This is a genomic window from Stenotrophomonas sp. GD04145 (assembly GCF_029835135.1).
Classification (GTDB): Bacteria; Pseudomonadota; Gammaproteobacteria; order Xanthomonadales; family Xanthomonadaceae; genus Stenotrophomonas; species Stenotrophomonas maltophilia_P.
In genome coordinates this window covers 227,823-242,622 of record NZ_JAODZG010000001.1, presented here as the reverse complement: position 1 = coordinate 242,622, position 14,800 = coordinate 227,823, and the positions used below count along the sequence as shown (strand labels likewise).

Sequence of the window (14,800 nt, the reverse complement as noted above, 5' to 3'; positions counted from 1 at the left end):
GGTGACCTCAACGTGGCCGGAACAGGTAATGGGCAACCAGCCACTGCTGGCCGTTGTCGTAGCCGAGCAACTCGGCGCAGGCCATCCAGAACATGCGCCAGCGGTTCCACCATTGCCTTGCCGCCGGCCTGCCATAGGTTGCCTCCAGGATCGGCATGATGCGTTCACGCGCGGCATCCTGGTTCGCCAGCCAGTGGTCAGCCGTACGCTGGTAATGCGTGCCATCCAGCAGCCAGCGCCGCTGCAGGCGCAGGTCCTGCTGGAAGTGCAGCAGCGTGTCGGCAGCGGGCATCAGGCCGCCCGTGAAGAAATGCCGTCCCATCCAGTTGTCGCCGCCTTCGGCTTCAAAGGGGTACATCAGGGTGCGGTGGGCGAAGATGTGCACGAACAGCGCGCCGTCGGGCTTCAGCCACTGCGCGATGCGTGACATCAGCTGCGCATGGTTGCGGACGTGCTCGAACATCTCCACCGAAACGCAGCGGTCGAAACGGCCGGCGGGCAGCTCCAGCCGGTTCACATCGCAGGTGATCACCTCGACATTGCCCAGCCCGCGCAGCCTGCACTGTTCAAGGATGTGCTGGCGCTGGCTGTGCGAATTGGACACCGCCGTGATGCGCGCGCCCGGGAAGCGCTCGGCCATCCACAGGGTCAGCGAGCCCCAGCCACACCCCAGTTCAAGGATGTGCTGCCCGTCAGCCAGGCTGGCACGCTCGCCGTAGAGCTCGAGCATGGCGACTTCGGCTTCGTCCAGGGTCTCGCGACCGCTCGGGTAGTAGCAGCTGCTGTATTTCAGGCGCTTGCCCAGGCAGGCCTGGAAGAATGCGGCGGGGACTTCATAGTGTTGCCGGTTGGCGGCATCGACATGAAGCGCGACCGGGCTGCCGGCCAACTGCTCAAGGCACTGGTTGAAGCGCGCGGACTGCGCCTCGATGCCCCCGGCACTCTCTTCTTGGAGGCGTTGGGCGCACAGCCGGCGGATACCGGAGCGCAGGGCCACATCCGGAATGAGGCCGCGCTCGGCCCAGGCGATCAGCCCGGTTTCCGGATCGGCAGGCGTTGCGAGCGATGTGGCGACAGTCATGGCAGGTGCTCCTTGGACGAACGCGGGAACCACGGGAAGAACATCGGCGTGCTGCGCTGGTAGGCGCGGTAGTCCTTCCCACGGCTGCGCAACGCCTGCTTTTCGGTGAAGGGAATGCCGCTGAGATAGCGCAGGAACAGGTACATCAGCACCGGTCCTGTCCAGGCAAGCCAGCCCAATGGCGAGCCGGCCGCGAGCAGGACGTAGGTGAACCAGTGCAGCCATTCGAAGAAGTAGTTGGGGTGCCGCGAGTACCGCCAGAGGCCGGTGCGGCAGGTGCGCCCCTTGTTGGCCGGGTCGGCGCGGAACCGTGCGAGCTGATGGTCGGCCAGCGCCTCGCCGCCGACGCTCAACAGCCAGACTGCGGCAGCGGCGGCAACCCAGCCCGCCGTGGCGGGCGAGTCGTTGCTGGCGACGGCCACGAATGGCAGGGAGAACAGCACGATCAGCAGCGCCTGGGCGATGAAGAAGCCGAAGATCTTGCCCTGGTGGCTCTGCCAGTGATCTCGCAGGTATCGGTAACGCCCATCCTCGGCCTCGCGCCGCACGCGGCCCCACAGGTGCAGTGCGAGTCGGCCGCCCCACAGGCCGCCCAGCACCGCAAGGGCCACGCGCGGCAGCGTGGCGCCGTCACCGAGCAGGGCCAGTATCATCGCTGACGCACCTACGCCTTTCGCCCACAGCACATCGACGATGCCGATGTTGCGGTGGCGGCGTTGCCATGCCCATCCCCAGGCCATGATGAGCAGGGCATACAGGGCAACCCAGGGCAGGGCGTTCATGGTCGGGCTCCGGCAAACGGTGGGCGGATGGCGGGCCTCGACCAGCGACGCGCAGCGATACACAGCAGCGGCAGGGCGATGCTCCAGCCGATACCCAGCGTCAGCAGGCCTTTCCAGGCCGGGGGCGAAAGCTGCACGGCGTCGAAGCCGCGGCTGGCGGACAGGTACGCCAGCGGGGCAAGCAGCAGGCCGAAGCACACGGGGAGCACCGTGTTCCGCTGCAGGAAGGCCATCGATGCATTGATCGTCATCGCGAAGGACGCCCAGAGTGCGAGGATCCAGGGCGGCGGCACCCAGCCCAGGGGCGCAGCGGCATAACGCACCACGCCTGCGGCGGCAGCGGCACCATCGACCAGCCACGCACAGGCCAGGGCCAGGACCAGCAGGCGGAGCTCGACCCGGGGCAGGGGACTGGTGCTGAGCTGGCTGGCCACGAACAGTGTGGCGGCCAGCAGTGCTGGCCATTGCAGCCCGCGCCCGGCGCCAGCGACCGCGCACAGCCAGACCGCCTGGTTGCCGAGCAGATTGAGCCAGGTGCGGCGCATGTCAGTGTGCACCCGTGGCGTGCGCGCTGCCCCGATGGCCGGGGCGTGCCAGCAGCAGGTGTGAAACGCCGATCGAACGTTCCAGGAAGCCGCCCTCGCAGTAGGCCAGGTAGAACTCCCACAGACGGCAGAACCGCGCGTCGAACCCCTGCGCATGCACTGCGGGAAGCTGTGCTAGGAATCGCTGGCGCCACGCCCGCAGCGTGAGCGCATAGGAATGACCGAAGTCCTGCTGCGCCAGCAGCTGCAGATCGCTGGCACGGGTCTTGGCGGCCATGATCGCGTTGATGGAAGGGATGAAGCTGCCGGGGAACACGTGGCGTTTGATGTAGTCCACGCTTCGGCGCGCCTGCTCGTAGCGGTGGTCTTCAATGGTGATCGCCTGCAGCAGGGCCAGCCCGTCCGGCTTGAGCAGCCGTTGCAGGGTGGCCATGTAGGTGTCCAGATACTGGGCACCGATCGCTTCGATCATCTCGATCGAGACCAGCTTGTCGTACTGCCCGTCGAGGTCGCGATAGTCCTTCATCAGCAGGGTGATGCGATCCTCCAGGCCCGCGGCGCGCACCCGTGCCGTGGCCAGCGCATGCTGCTCGGCGGAGATCGTGGTGGTAGTGACATGGCAGCCGTAATGCTGCGCGGCATGCAGTGCGAACCCGCCCCACCCCGTGCCGATCTCGACCACCCGGTCTCCGGGTGCCAGGCGCAGCTGCTGGCAGATGCGATCGAGCTTGCGCCGCGAGGCGTCCTCGAGCGTGTCCTGCTCGCTGGCGAACAGCGCCGATGAATACATCAGGTCCGTTGACAGGAACAGGGCGAAGAAGTCGTTGCCGAGATCGTAGTGGGCCGCGATGTTGCGCCGGCTGCCTTCGCGGCTGTTGCGGCGCAGCCGGTTCCAGCCGCGCAGCAGCCAGCCGCCGATGCGTGCCGGGCCACGTTCCATGCCGTCCAGCAGGTCGCGGTTGCGCACCAGCAGGCGTACCAGCGCAACCAGGTCGTCGCATTGCCAGTCGCCATGGATGTAGCTCTCGCCGGCGCCTACGCTGCCTTGTGCGGCGACTTTGCGATAGAACGCCGGATCGTCGATGGTCACCGTGACATGCAGTTCCCCTGCTGCGTCGCCCAGCAGTGCTTCGCCGAGGGCATCCCGTACCCGCAGCTGGCCTTCGCGCAGCGGCGCAAGCTGGGACAGCAGGCGTTGGCGCAGGTATGCGTCGAGCACGCCGGCCCGGGGCATGGCTGCCGATGGAGTCATCTCGTTCATCGCGGTTTTCCGGCAAGTGAGGGGTGGTCATGGACAGGGTTGCGCTTGAGCCACAACCGCAGCGCATGCCAGTGAATCGCTGCAACGACCTGTACGGTCATCAAGGGATACAGGGTGAGCACCTTCGCCAGGCCGCGCGCGTCCAGCGGACGTCGCTGCATGTGCTGCGTGGCGTCGAACTGGCGCACGCCCTCCTGCAGAACCTGCATGTGGACCCTGAGGTCCTCGCCGGGCGTGCTGAACCGCCAGTCGTAGGTGCAGTCCATCGCCATGAACGGCGACACATGGAAGCGCTTCTGGAACTGCCAGCGCAGTGAGCCCGGCTCGTTGGCCGCGTCTGCCACTGACAGGACGTAGGCGTGGCGCTCTTTCCAGGGCGTATTGGTGATTTCGGCCACGATGCAGTCCAGTGTGCTGCCGTCAGGCTGGTAGCAGTAATAGAAGCTGACCGGGTTGAAGACGTGGCCGCCGAAGCGCAGATGGGTCAGCAGGCGGATGGGCCCCGCCGGGCGATGACCCCGCACGCCTGCGACATGGCGGCGGACCGCTTCCGGAAGCGGCATCGAGGGGTCGCCGAAGTAGTCGCTGCGCCGGAACTCCGCCAGATTGCGGCGGTTCACGGACCACAGCCATCGTCCGGCAAAGATCGTGTCCAGCTCGTCGAGATCAAGCAGCAGCTGCGCGACCGGGTAGCGGAAGGCGTGCGCGTGCGGCTGGTGCCTGCGGTGTATCACGTGGCCGAAGTAGAGGGCGCTGGCGCTCATGCGGCGGCCTCGTCCTGCGTCATGGGACGTGGCTGCGGCGAACAGGTCCGCATCGCGTCGACGACACGACGGGCACTGCGGATGCCATCTTCGTGGAAACCCCACCCCCAATAGGCTCCGGCGAACCAGGTGTGGCGGCGGCCCTGTACGTCGGCCCAGCGCTGCTGGGCTCGGACCGCAGCATGATCGTGCACCGGGTGTGCATAGCTCATGCGACGCAGTATGCGGCGTGGGTCGATCGCCTCGGTGCGGTTGAGCGTCACGACCAGCGGGATGTCGCCGGGCAGCCCCTGCAGCAGGTTCATGCAGTAGCTCACGGTGCAGGGAGCGGCGGGATCGCGCGGCACATGCGCGTTCCATGCAGCCCATGCCTTGCGGTTGCGGGGCAGCAGGGATGCATCGGTGTGCAGTACGACGTCGTTGGGCTGGTAGCGGATGGCACCCAGTACGTCACGCTCGATCGGATCGGCATCGGCCAGCAGTGCCAGCGCCTGGTTGCTGTGGCAGGCGAGGATCACTTCATCGAATCCTTCCACGCCCACAGCGCTGTGCACGCGCGCGCCCCAAGGCATCCGCTCGACGGCGAGGACGGGACACTCCAGGCGCTCGTGCACCCGCCAGCGGCGGCGCAGGGCGTCCACGTAGCGCGCCGAACCACCTTCCACCACGCGCCACGGAGCGCGGCCGGTCATCTGCAGCATCTGGTGGTTGGCCATGAACTGGGCCAGGTAGCGTGCGGGGAAGTCCAGGACGGTCGCCGTCGGCGACGACCACAACGCCGACGCCATCGGCAGCAGATGCTCGTCGACGAAGGCCTTGCCATAGCGCTGGCTGCGCAGATAGTCGCCCAGCGTTGGGCCTTCCCGCTCGGCCAGCAGCAGCGGCGCATCGCGATAGAAGCGCCGCAGGTCGGAGAGCATTCCCCAGAAGCGCGGCGAAACGAGGTTGCGTCGCTGGCAGAACAGGCCGTCCAGCGAGGTGGCGTTGTACTCTACGCCCGACCGCTCGCTGTGCATGGAGAAACTCATGGTGGTGGGCCGCGAGGCGACGCCCAGTTCGTCGAACAGCGCGCTCAGAAGCGGATAGTGCAGCGGATTGAACACGATGAACCCGGTGTCCACGGCCATCCGCGTCCCGCCCAGCTCGAGGTCGTGGGTGTGGGTGTGTCCGCCGAGATAGTCGTTGGCCTCGAACAGCGTGACGTCATGTTCGCCGTCCAGCCACCATGCACTGGCCAGACCAGAGATTCCCGAGCCGATGACTGCGATGCGCATGTCAGTATCTCGCCTTGTCCAGGACCCACGCAGGGATGGGTTTGAGCCCGCTGACCAGCCGCAGGGCGGCCATTGCGCGCAGCCCGTACCAGGTCATGTCCACCTCCCACCAACGGAAGCCCTGCCTGACCGAGCCGGGAAAGAAGTGATGATTGTTGTGCCAACCCTCGCCGAAGGTCAGCAGTGCCAGCCACAGATTGTTGCGGCTGTCGTCACGGGTATCGAAGCGGCGCCGGCCGAAGCGATGCGCCAGCGAGTTGATGGTGACCGTGGCATGGAACAGGGCGACGGTGGAAACGAAGAAGCCCCAGACCAGGAGCTGCGGCCCGGACGTGTGCAGGCCGGGCGCTGCCCGTTCGAGCAGTTCGCCCAGTGCATAAAGGCCTGCCGCCAGCAGTACCGGCACCGCGATGTCGAAGCGGTCCAGCCAGCGCAGTTCCGGGAACCGGGCCAGATCAGGCACCCGGGCAAGGTCGGTGGTGAACGCCTCGCGGGTCAGGAACCAGCCCATGTGACTGCGCCAGAATCCGCGCTGGCGTGGGGAATGGGGGTCCTGCGGCTGGTCGGCGTGGCGGTGGTGATGCCGGTGGTGCGCGGCCCACCACAGCGGGCCGCGCTGCACGCTGGAAGCGCCGATCACCGCGAATACGAACTGCACCCAGCGCGGCGCCTGGAAGGTTCGATGCGAGAAGTAGCGGTGATAGAAGGCGGTGATCGCAAACATCCTGATCGCGTAGAGCGCAGCTGCCACGGCCACGGCGATCCAGGACACCCCCACCCAGATCACGCCGAGGCAGGCCAGGTGCATCAGTGCGAATGGCACCGCGCGCAGCCAGTCGATCCGATCCGCACGCCCACTGTCGGTGTCCATTGCAGTGCCGGCGTCGAACCAGCGCCGGATGGTGCTCAGAAGGCGTTCGCGTCGGCTGCGGAGGGGCGCTGCGGAAGCCATGGGGCGGATCTCGAGAGAGGCGTGTGTTTCTCTACGCAGCAGGGCGGGAAATGGATGCGCCTCGTCGCAGATTCTTCGTCTTCCTGTTTGTCTTCACTTCGCCGTAACGGCGCACCCGGCGACCAGAGGCCGCGCCCACGCCTGCTGCCACTGGCTGTCCGGCTGGGGCGCAGGCGGGCTGTCGAAGCGCACCACCACGGCGGGGTAAGTGCCACGTGCATCGCGCAGGTTGCTGGTGCCGCGGAACTCCAGCAGGCGACGATCGGCCTCGGCGTAGACCAGTGACAGGCGCGGGGCCACGCCGCCATACCAGGTGTCCAGCTGGACCTCGAATGACTGTGCAGCCAGCCCGCGCCAGCGGTTCGCACCACGCCAGCTGACCTTGACCGGATAGAAGCGCTGGCGCCCGGGGACGAGAAAGGGCAGGGTCACCTCGGCTCCCTGCAGCAGCGGTGTCCAGTGCTGGCGCACGGCCGCATCGAAGCCGGCATCGACGACTGCACCGGCAGGCGCTGGCAGGCGTGCCTGCCGCGATGTGGACGAGGCACTCTCCTTCCACGAGATGCGGACTGTATCGCTGGACATCTCCACGTCAGCCTGCTGACCGGAGCGCTGGTCGAGCAGCCGGTAGCCGCGCGCCAGCGGTCGATCCGTGGCCGCCATGTGTTTTCTTGCAAAGGGCTGGCCGTCCGGGCACAGGTACTGGACCCAGCGCTCGGCGCCTTCCGTGGCGCCCCGCTGCCAGTGCATCTCGCGGTAGGCCACCCGGCCATCCGGCAGGGTGGCGATGCCCTCGTTGTGCAGCAGGGTGGCCGAGAGTGCGTGGCAGGGCAGGCACAGCAGCAGGAGAGTGATGCGCATCGAAGGCGCTCCGGCGGGGGGACGTCCTGGCATACGCGGCAGGGCCGTTGCTGGATGCAGGTCGGCGCTGCATCCAAACGGGCCCGTGGCCCGTACTCAGGACAGACCTTCACCAGCCCGCCGCGACCGCAGATGTACCCTGACGCCGCCAGCCCTCCCGTTCCCTTCGACACCGCCCGCCTCGTGTCCAGTTCCCAGCAGCCCAGCACTGACGCACTGAACTGGACCGGTGACATGGACGCGGTGGCGCGGTTGCGCGACCGCGACTGCTTCATGCGCATCTACGACCACTTCATGCCCAGGTTGTGCGTCTATCTGCGCGGACTCGGCGTGCCGGATGCCGTGGCTGAAGAGCTTGCGCAGGAATGCCTGTTGAAGGTGTGGCTGCGCGCTGGAGACTACGATCCGGCGCAGGCGGCACTGAGTACATGGCTCTACCGGATCGCCCGCAACCTGCATATCGACCGGGTCCGGCGCGAGCGCAGCTGGATGCAGGTCCAGGCGGCCGTCGAAGAGGCCGCTGCCGCGGACCTGGTCGAGCGCAGCAGCGCCGAGCAGTTTGCCGACCATGCACGGCTGCGCCAGCGCATCAACGAACTGCCGGCCGTGCAGGCGCGCATGGTCCGGATGTCGTACTTCGAGGCCAAGAGCCACGGTGAGATCGCCTCCATTCTGGGCATGCCGCTGGGGACCGTGAAGTCGCATCTCCGCCGCGCATTCCTGCGCCTGCAGTCGCGGATCGGAGGTGCGCAATGAGCCCGCACCACCATCTGCACGAATCGACGTTGATGAGTTATGCGGCCGGCGCACTGCCGGTGCCACTGAGTATCGTCGCCGGCACGCATCTGGAGCGCTGCCCGGTGTGCCGGCAGCGCCTGCGGGAGGCTGAGGCGATCGGTTCGGCGCTGCTGGAACACACCCAGCCTGCGCTTGCCGAAGACCGCCGGGACGCCCTGCGCGAGGCCATGCTGGCCCATCTGTCCTCGCAGGCGGTCTCAGCAGCGGCCGAGCCATCATCGCCACGGGAGGTGCCGCATGAACGGCCGGAGGCTGATCCGGACTACCTGCCTGCATCGCTGCACCCGTATTTCGGCAGGTCACTGGCAGCGCTGCGTTGGCGCTGGATCGCGCCTGGCGTGCACTGCATCCGGGCCGAACAGATGCCATCGTTGATCATGCTGAAGATCGCCCCCGGAAAGTGCCTGCCGATGCATAGCCACGGACAGAGCGAACTGACGCAGATCCTGCGCGGTTCCTACAACGATGCGTTGGGCCTGTTCGCGCCTGGCGATGTCGCGGATCTTGACGAGGACGTTGAGCACCAGCCGGTGACGGCGCCGGGCGTGCCATGCATCTGTGTATCCGCGCTGGATGCCCCGCTGGTGTTCAGTGGTTGGCTGGCGCGCCGCATCCAGCGTTTCGTGAAACTCTGAGCCCCGTGGACAGCCACGCCGCCCCTGGCCGCATGAAGCTGCTCGTTGCCGGTGCAACAGGGCTGGTGGGGCAGGGCGTTGTCCTGGCCTGCCTGGAATCGCCCCGGGTGCAGCGTGTCACGGCACTGGTCCGCAGGCCGGGCAGCCGGCCGGGGCAGCAGGTCGCCGAGCTGCTGCTCGCCGATTTCCGGCAGGCCGCCGGGAGTGTTGACCTGTTTTCGGGATTCGACGCCTGCCTTTACTGCGCCGGAGCGCCGCCGGTGGGAACCCGCGAAGCCGAGTACCGCGCGGTGACCTTCGATGCCACGCTTGCCGTGGCTTCGGCGTTCGCCCAGGCATGTCCACAGGGGCGCTTCCTGTACGTGTCCGGGGCTCATGCTGATCCGCAGAGCCGCATCATGCCATTGCGGGTGAAGGGGCAGACCGAACAGGCGCTGGCCCGCTTGCCGATCCGTACGGTGATGTTGCGACCAGGCGGTGTCCAGCCTGTTGCGGGTACAGGCACGGTGCATTCGTGGATGAAGCCACTCTATGGTGTCGGCGCCCCGGTGCTGGGGCTGGTCGCACGCATGGCCCCTTCCGTCGCGACCAGCAATCTGGCCCTGGGGCGGGCGATGGTTGCATTGGCCGACATGCCACAGCCGCCGGGCGTCGTTGAGTGCGCGCAGATCAACCGGCTCGGAACCAGGCAAGGCCCCTGAGCCGGCGCGCGCCCCGGTCCGTCAGCTGGAGGACGCCAGCACGCCGCGGATCGATTCGGCCAGATCGGCGCGCGTGAATGGCTTGCTCAGCAGCGCCGCAGAGCGGCCCGCGCCCCCGGGGGCGTCATGATCGCGCGGATAGCCGGATGTGAACAGAATCGCCACCTCAGGCCAGCGCTCCCGGACTTCGCGACCCAGTTCCCAGCCGGACATGCCGGGCATCACGATATCGGAGAACAGCAGATCGATGCGCGCGTCCGGGCGTTCCAGCAGGCGCAGCGCGGACGGCCCGTCATGTGCCTCCAGCACGCGGTAACCCAGCTGGCGCAGGGCGTCGACGGTGTATGCGCGGACATCGTCATTGTCTTCAGCGACCAGGATGGTCTCGCCGCGCTGTTCATAGCCGGCCAGGCCCGCTGCCGGCGCGGGAGATTCACAGGGCAGTGGCAGCGGCGAGCGCGGGAACATCATGGTGATGCTGGTTCCTCCGCCCTCCACGGAGTCGATCAGGACGTGGCCGCCGGACTGCTTGACGAAACCATGCACCATGGAGAGCCCCAGGCCCGTGCCACGCCCCACCTGTTTCGTGGTGAAGAACGGCTCGAACACCCGCGCCAGCGTATCGGCCGGCATGCCGTGGCCGTTGTCGCGGACACGCAGCATCACGTACTCGCCCGGAGCCGCATCGGGGAACAGGGCGGCGTAGTCGCCGTCGAGATGGCTGTTGTCGATCTCGACCTTCAGCCGGCCGCCGCTGGGCATCGCATCGCGTGCATTCACCGCGAGGTTGAGCACGGATGCCTCCAGCTGCGCGACGTCCAGTTCCACGCACCAGATGCCGGCAGCCGTGCTGATCTCCAGTCGCACCAGCTCGCCCAGCGCCCGCTGCAGCATGTCCTGCATTCCGAGCATGCAGTCGTTGAGGTTAACGGCCTGGCTGCGCAGGGGCTGGCGGCGCGCGAAGGCCAGCAGCCGCTGGGTCAGGCTTGCCGCGCGCGAGACGCCCTTCAGGGCGTTGTCCAGTGCGCGTATGGTCGCCTCGGCCGACGCTCCAGGATGGCCGCTCAACAGCATCGCGTGCTCGACGTTGCCGGAGATGACCGTCAGGATATTGTTGAAGTCATGGGCGATGCCGCCGGTCAGCTGCCCGACGGCCTCGATCTTCTGCGCCTGCCGAAGTGCATGCTCTGCCTGTAGTCGTGCGGTGGTCTCCACGGCTTCGGACACCACCGCGGTGACCTCGCCTGCGCCGTCCTGCAACGGACGGAATGAAACGTCGAAACTTCGCCGGCCGGTGGGCAGCTCCAGTTCGAGCGAGTGCAGGGAGCTGCGCCCACTTACGGCATCGGCAACCGCCTTGTCGATCACCTCGCTCATTCCGGGCGTGGTGGTGAACCAGGGCGTCTGCCAGTAGGGGGTATCCACAACCTGCGCCTTCTCGGCCAGCACCGCGGCCAGCGAGGCGACGTTGGCGTCGACGACACGCCCGGACAGGTCAAGCAGCACCTGATGCTGGAAGCTGGACTCGAAGATGGACTGCAGACGTCGCTTGCTGGCCCGGAGCTCGGCGGTGCGCGCCTGAACCTGCCGCTCCAGCGACTGGTTGTCCTCGCGCAGGGCCAGTTCGGCGCGCTTGAGCTGGGAAACGTCGCTGCCCACGCAGATGTAGCCGACCACGCGGCCATCGGCTGCGCGCTCCGGTACGCAGTCCATCTGTACGAAGCGTGTCTCACCGCTGCGATGGGCAAGACGTGCCTGGAAGTTGGCGCGCTCTCCCTGGAGGACCTGCTGCAGGCTGGGCAGCGCCTCCTCGAAGGCTGAAATCCCGCTGATCTCGCGCGCAGTCCGTCCCTGCAGCTCGGCCAGGCTTACCCCGTGCCAGTCGAGAAACGCACGGTTGGCGAAGCGGAAGCGGTGTTCGTGATCGAACTGCGCGATCAGCGCCGGAACCACGTCGGTGATCTGCTGCAACTGCGCCTGGCTGTCATTCAGTGCCGCCTGGGCCTGGGCCAGCTCGCCACGCTCGTGGGCCTCCTGCCGTGCACGCCGTATCGCGTCCGGCAGTCGTTGCAGCCGCTGCTTCACCACGTAGTCGCGCGCGCCACGGGTCAGGGCCTGCACCGCCAGTTCTTCGGTAAGCGTGCCGGAAACAAAAATGAATGGCGTATGGGGGACGCGTTCGCGCGCCAGGGCCAGGGCCGCATCGCCATCGAAGCCGGGCAATACATGATCGGCGAGGATGACGTCATGCGTGCCGCTGTCGATGGCATCGAGGAAGCCCCGACGCGTCCATACGCGCTCCGCCTCGAAATCCAGGCCGGCCCGCAGCAGCTGGGCGGAGATCAGCTCCGCATCGAGTGCGCTGTCCTCCAGCATGAGGATGCGCAGGCGCTCGCCGCGGTCGGTGATATCACCCATGGTGGTGTCCCGAGCCGTTCGGGCGATGCGGCGGTGGTTGATTGGTGATTCCCCAGAACATGCCAAGACCCTGGATCGCGTCGAAGAATTCCTTGAAATCCACGGGCTTGACCACGAACGCGTTGACCCCCAGTTCATAGCTGCGGATCAGATCCTGCTCCTCCCGCGACGAGGTCAGCATCACGATCGGGGTGCTGCTGAGAACGGGATCGCCACGAACCTGCTCGAGCACCTCCAGTCCATTGACCTTCGGCAGCTTGAGATCGAGCAGCACGACCACGGGGCCGCCATGGCGGGCACCGGAAAAGGCGCCCTCGCATCGCAGATAGTCCAGCGCCTCGGCGCCGTCACGCACATGGATGACATCATTGAGCAGCTGGCAACGCGACAGCGCGGCCAGGGTCAACTCAGCATCCTTGGGGCTGTCCTCGACAAGCAGGATCGGCCGCAGGTCCCTCATTGAACATCTCCAGAATGCAGGGGCAGGGTGAAATGGAGGGTGGCGCCTTTGCCCGGCTCGCCCTCGGCCCAGGTGCGGCCGCCATGGCGGCCGATGATGCGGCGCACGTTGGCCAGGCCGATGCCGGTACCTTCGAATTCCTCGACATGGTGCAGCCGCTGGAACACGCCGAACAGCTTGTCCACATAGCGCATGTCGAAGCCGCAGCCGTTGTCGCGCACAGTGAAGACATCCTCGCTTTCCGAGCGCTCGTGCGCCACTGCGATCACCGCGTGCGTGCGCTCGCGGGTGAACTTCACTGCATTGGACAGCAGGTTCTGCCAGACCAGGCGCATCATGGTGGGGTCGGCCTCAACCTGGGGCAGGTCCCCGATCTGCCAGTGGACGTCGCGTCCGTGGTATTCGAACTCCAGCATCTTCCGCACATCCTCCACCATGGCTGCCATGTCGATGCGTGCGCGACCCAGCGTCGAGCGGCCCATCTGGGAGAAGCTCAGAAGATCATCCACCAGCGTGCCGGCCGATTTGGCCGAATCAACGATGGTGTCGAGGAAACGCCGCTCGGTCTCGTTCAAGCGCTCGGCTGCCGAGCTGCCCAGCAGTTCGGAATAGCCCACGATATGCCGGAACGGGGCGCGCAGATCATGGCTGATGGAATACGAGAACGCTTCCAGCTCCTTGTTGCTGCGCATCAGCTGCTCGTTCAGTTCGGCCATCTCTTCCGCCTTGCGCAGCACGATGTCGACGATGGCGTTGCGCATCTCGAGCGCCGCATCGCAGTCGGCCTCGTTCCACGGCAGGCTGCGCTGCTGCACGGTCTCTTTCCATGCCTCGAATGAATGCCGTGGCGACAGGGCGTCGCTGCCGCCTGCGCTCTTGCGTGGATCGCCACCCCATCTGACCGTGCGTACCACCTCTGGGCGGAACCACATCAGGTAGCTGTCATGCAGCTGGGAGATGGATACGGCGATCACGCCGCTGGCAACATCGCTGAACTGCTCCGCAGGCGGCCAGGCCGCGGTCAGATGATCGGTGACGTACATTTCCTCGCCCACGTGCGCGGTCGCGAGCCACTGTGCCAGCGCAAGTACCTCCGGATTCCCGGGGCATTGGCCCAGGCGCACGCAGTCGTTCCTGTGCACGATGGCCGCGCCCTGCGCGCCGGTCAGTGAAAGCAGGCTGTCGGGGTCGCGGCGGAGCGCGGCCATGAAGTCCTCGTCGCCGGCCATGCGGCCCAGCAGCTTGACCAGCAAGGACCGGCGCCCGACCCGTTCCTCCACGGCGCGTGCGCGCTGCTTCAGTGCGATCTGCAGCGACAGGATCTGCCCCATGAACTCGCAGGCCGTGCGCACGTGATAGGGCAGCCGGCGCGGCTGTGCGCTGTGGCACGACACCAGCCCCCACAGCTGTCCCTCGTGGATCAGCGAGACCGACATCGATGCCGCCGTGCCCATGTTGCGCATGTACTGCAGGTGCACCGGCGAGACGCTGCGGAGCGTGGAAAGGCTCAGGTCGGTGGGCGGGGCCTGGCGATGATGCCCGGCCCGCACCAGGGGCACGGGCGTGTAATCGCAATCGGCGATCAGCCGCACCCGGTTATGCAGATACAGGGCGCGCGCCTGCGCCGGAATATCCGATTCCGGGAAGCGCAGATCAAGATACGAAGGCAGGATGCCGTTGCCATCTTCGGCCACGACGGTTCCATTCCAGCCGGCGTCGAACTGGTAGACGAGGGTACGGTCGAATCCGGCGATCCTGCGTATGTGCGCAGCCGCCAGCTGGCAGAGATCCTCGACCGTCGCGGCCCCCTCGATGGCGAGCATCAGTTCGCGGATCGCGGGGTACAGCTCCTCCAGCGAGGCGGGTTGACCGGCAACGGGGGCTTCCAGTTCGATCAGAAGATCGTCATCTGAACGATGCGCGAGCAACTGGTGGCGCCCCAGCCCATCCAGGTGGACCGCGCCCAGGTGCAGCGTGCCGCCGGGTGCGATGTGCCGCAGGCGATGTACGAAGGGGCCGATCACACCGCCCAGTGCGTTCTCGACATGCTGCATCAACGGATCACCGTACTGGCGCAGCGCGATGGGCTGGCTAACGGCACATTCCCGCACCAGCAGCGTCAGCGGATCCAGCACCAGCAGCACGCCGTAGGGCTGGATGGCGCCCGGTGTGTGGATGGGTTCCCGCGCACAGTCCGACAGTGCATCGTTCCAGGTGCGATCAGCGGAAGGCATCAAGGGCGGTACTCATGATTCGTGACGGGCCGGG

General features: G+C 66.9%; 14 protein-coding genes. 3 read left to right on the top strand and 11 right to left on the bottom strand.

Going from position 1 to position 14,800, the window contains the following annotated elements; translation table 11 throughout:
- Positions 1-7: 7 nt before the first annotated feature.
- The 8 genes from N7367_RS01055 to N7367_RS01020 all read right to left on the bottom strand — a co-directional run bounded on the left by N7367_RS01055 (position 8) and on the right by N7367_RS01020 (position 7,520).
- Entirely contained in the window at positions 8-1,081 is a 1,074-nt protein-coding gene (locus tag N7367_RS01055) for a cyclopropane-fatty-acyl-phospholipid synthase (protein ID WP_279941531.1), read from the bottom strand.
- Complete coding sequence (locus N7367_RS01050; protein ID WP_279941530.1) at positions 1,078-1,863, bottom strand: DUF1295 domain-containing protein; 786 nt, start codon at positions 1,861-1,863, stop codon at positions 1,078-1,080. Before N7367_RS01050 ends, N7367_RS01055 begins: the two co-directional genes overlap by 4 nt.
- Positions 1,860-2,408: a DUF2878 domain-containing protein gene (locus N7367_RS01045; RefSeq protein WP_180875143.1), complete on the bottom strand. Its 549-nt coding sequence runs from the start codon at positions 2,406-2,408 to the stop codon at positions 1,860-1,862. Before N7367_RS01045 ends, N7367_RS01050 begins: the two co-directional genes overlap by 4 nt.
- A gap of 1 nt (position 2,409) precedes the next feature.
- Complete coding sequence (locus tag N7367_RS01040; RefSeq protein WP_279941529.1) at positions 2,410-3,669, bottom strand: cyclopropane-fatty-acyl-phospholipid synthase; 1,260 nt, start codon at positions 3,667-3,669, stop codon at positions 2,410-2,412.
- Entirely contained in the window at positions 3,666-4,433 is a 768-nt protein-coding gene (locus N7367_RS01035; protein ID WP_279941528.1) for a DUF1365 domain-containing protein, read from the bottom strand. Before N7367_RS01035 ends, N7367_RS01040 begins: the two co-directional genes overlap by 4 nt.
- Entirely contained in the window at positions 4,430-5,707 is a 1,278-nt protein-coding gene (locus N7367_RS01030; RefSeq protein ID WP_279941527.1) for an FAD-dependent oxidoreductase, read from the bottom strand. The genes N7367_RS01035 and N7367_RS01030 overlap by 4 nt, the downstream gene beginning before the upstream one ends.
- 1 nt (position 5,708) lies before the next feature.
- On the bottom strand, positions 5,709-6,659 hold the full coding sequence (locus N7367_RS01025) for an acyl-CoA desaturase (protein WP_279941526.1): 951 nt from the start codon (positions 6,657-6,659) through the stop codon (positions 5,709-5,711).
- Positions 6,660-6,752: 93 nt separating this feature from the next.
- Positions 6,753-7,520, bottom strand: coding sequence for a hypothetical protein (locus N7367_RS01020; RefSeq protein ID WP_111186983.1), 768 nt, complete (start codon positions 7,518-7,520; stop codon positions 6,753-6,755).
- 132 nt (positions 7,521-7,652) lie between these two features.
- Between N7367_RS01020 and N7367_RS01015 the strand changes: the two genes are divergently transcribed.
- The 3 genes from N7367_RS01015 to N7367_RS01005 are packed head-to-tail and all read left to right on the top strand — an operon-like array spanning position 7,653 to position 9,654.
- Positions 7,653-8,276, top strand: a complete 624-nt coding sequence (locus N7367_RS01015) for a sigma-70 family RNA polymerase sigma factor (RefSeq protein WP_065182216.1) — start codon at positions 7,653-7,655, stop codon at positions 8,274-8,276.
- On the top strand, positions 8,273-8,953 hold the full coding sequence (locus N7367_RS01010) for a ChrR family anti-sigma-E factor (protein WP_277381768.1): 681 nt from the start codon (positions 8,273-8,275) through the stop codon (positions 8,951-8,953). The genes N7367_RS01015 and N7367_RS01010 overlap by 4 nt, the downstream gene beginning before the upstream one ends.
- A gap of 32 nt (positions 8,954-8,985) precedes the next feature.
- Positions 8,986-9,654, top strand: coding sequence for an NAD(P)H-binding protein (locus N7367_RS01005; protein WP_279941525.1), 669 nt, complete (start codon positions 8,986-8,988; stop codon positions 9,652-9,654).
- Between the two features lie 21 nt (positions 9,655-9,675).
- On the opposite strand, the gene N7367_RS01000 is transcribed toward N7367_RS01005, so the two are convergent.
- From N7367_RS01000 to N7367_RS00990, 3 genes are read right to left on the bottom strand one after another with little or no spacing between them, the layout of a single operon-like run.
- The gene (locus N7367_RS01000; RefSeq protein ID WP_279941524.1) at positions 9,676-12,072 is read right to left on the bottom strand and encodes a response regulator; all 2,397 of its coding nucleotides are present in this window, start codon (positions 12,070-12,072) and stop codon (positions 9,676-9,678) included.
- Positions 12,065-12,532 (bottom strand): response regulator, encoded by a 468-nt coding sequence (locus N7367_RS00995; protein WP_053518529.1) that lies wholly within the window; start codon positions 12,530-12,532, stop codon positions 12,065-12,067. The genes N7367_RS01000 and N7367_RS00995 overlap by 8 nt, the downstream gene beginning before the upstream one ends.
- Positions 12,529-14,766 (bottom strand): ATP-binding protein, encoded by a 2,238-nt coding sequence (locus N7367_RS00990; protein ID WP_262218091.1) that lies wholly within the window; start codon positions 14,764-14,766, stop codon positions 12,529-12,531. Before N7367_RS00990 ends, N7367_RS00995 begins: the two co-directional genes overlap by 4 nt.
- Positions 14,767-14,800: the final 34 nt, after the last annotated feature.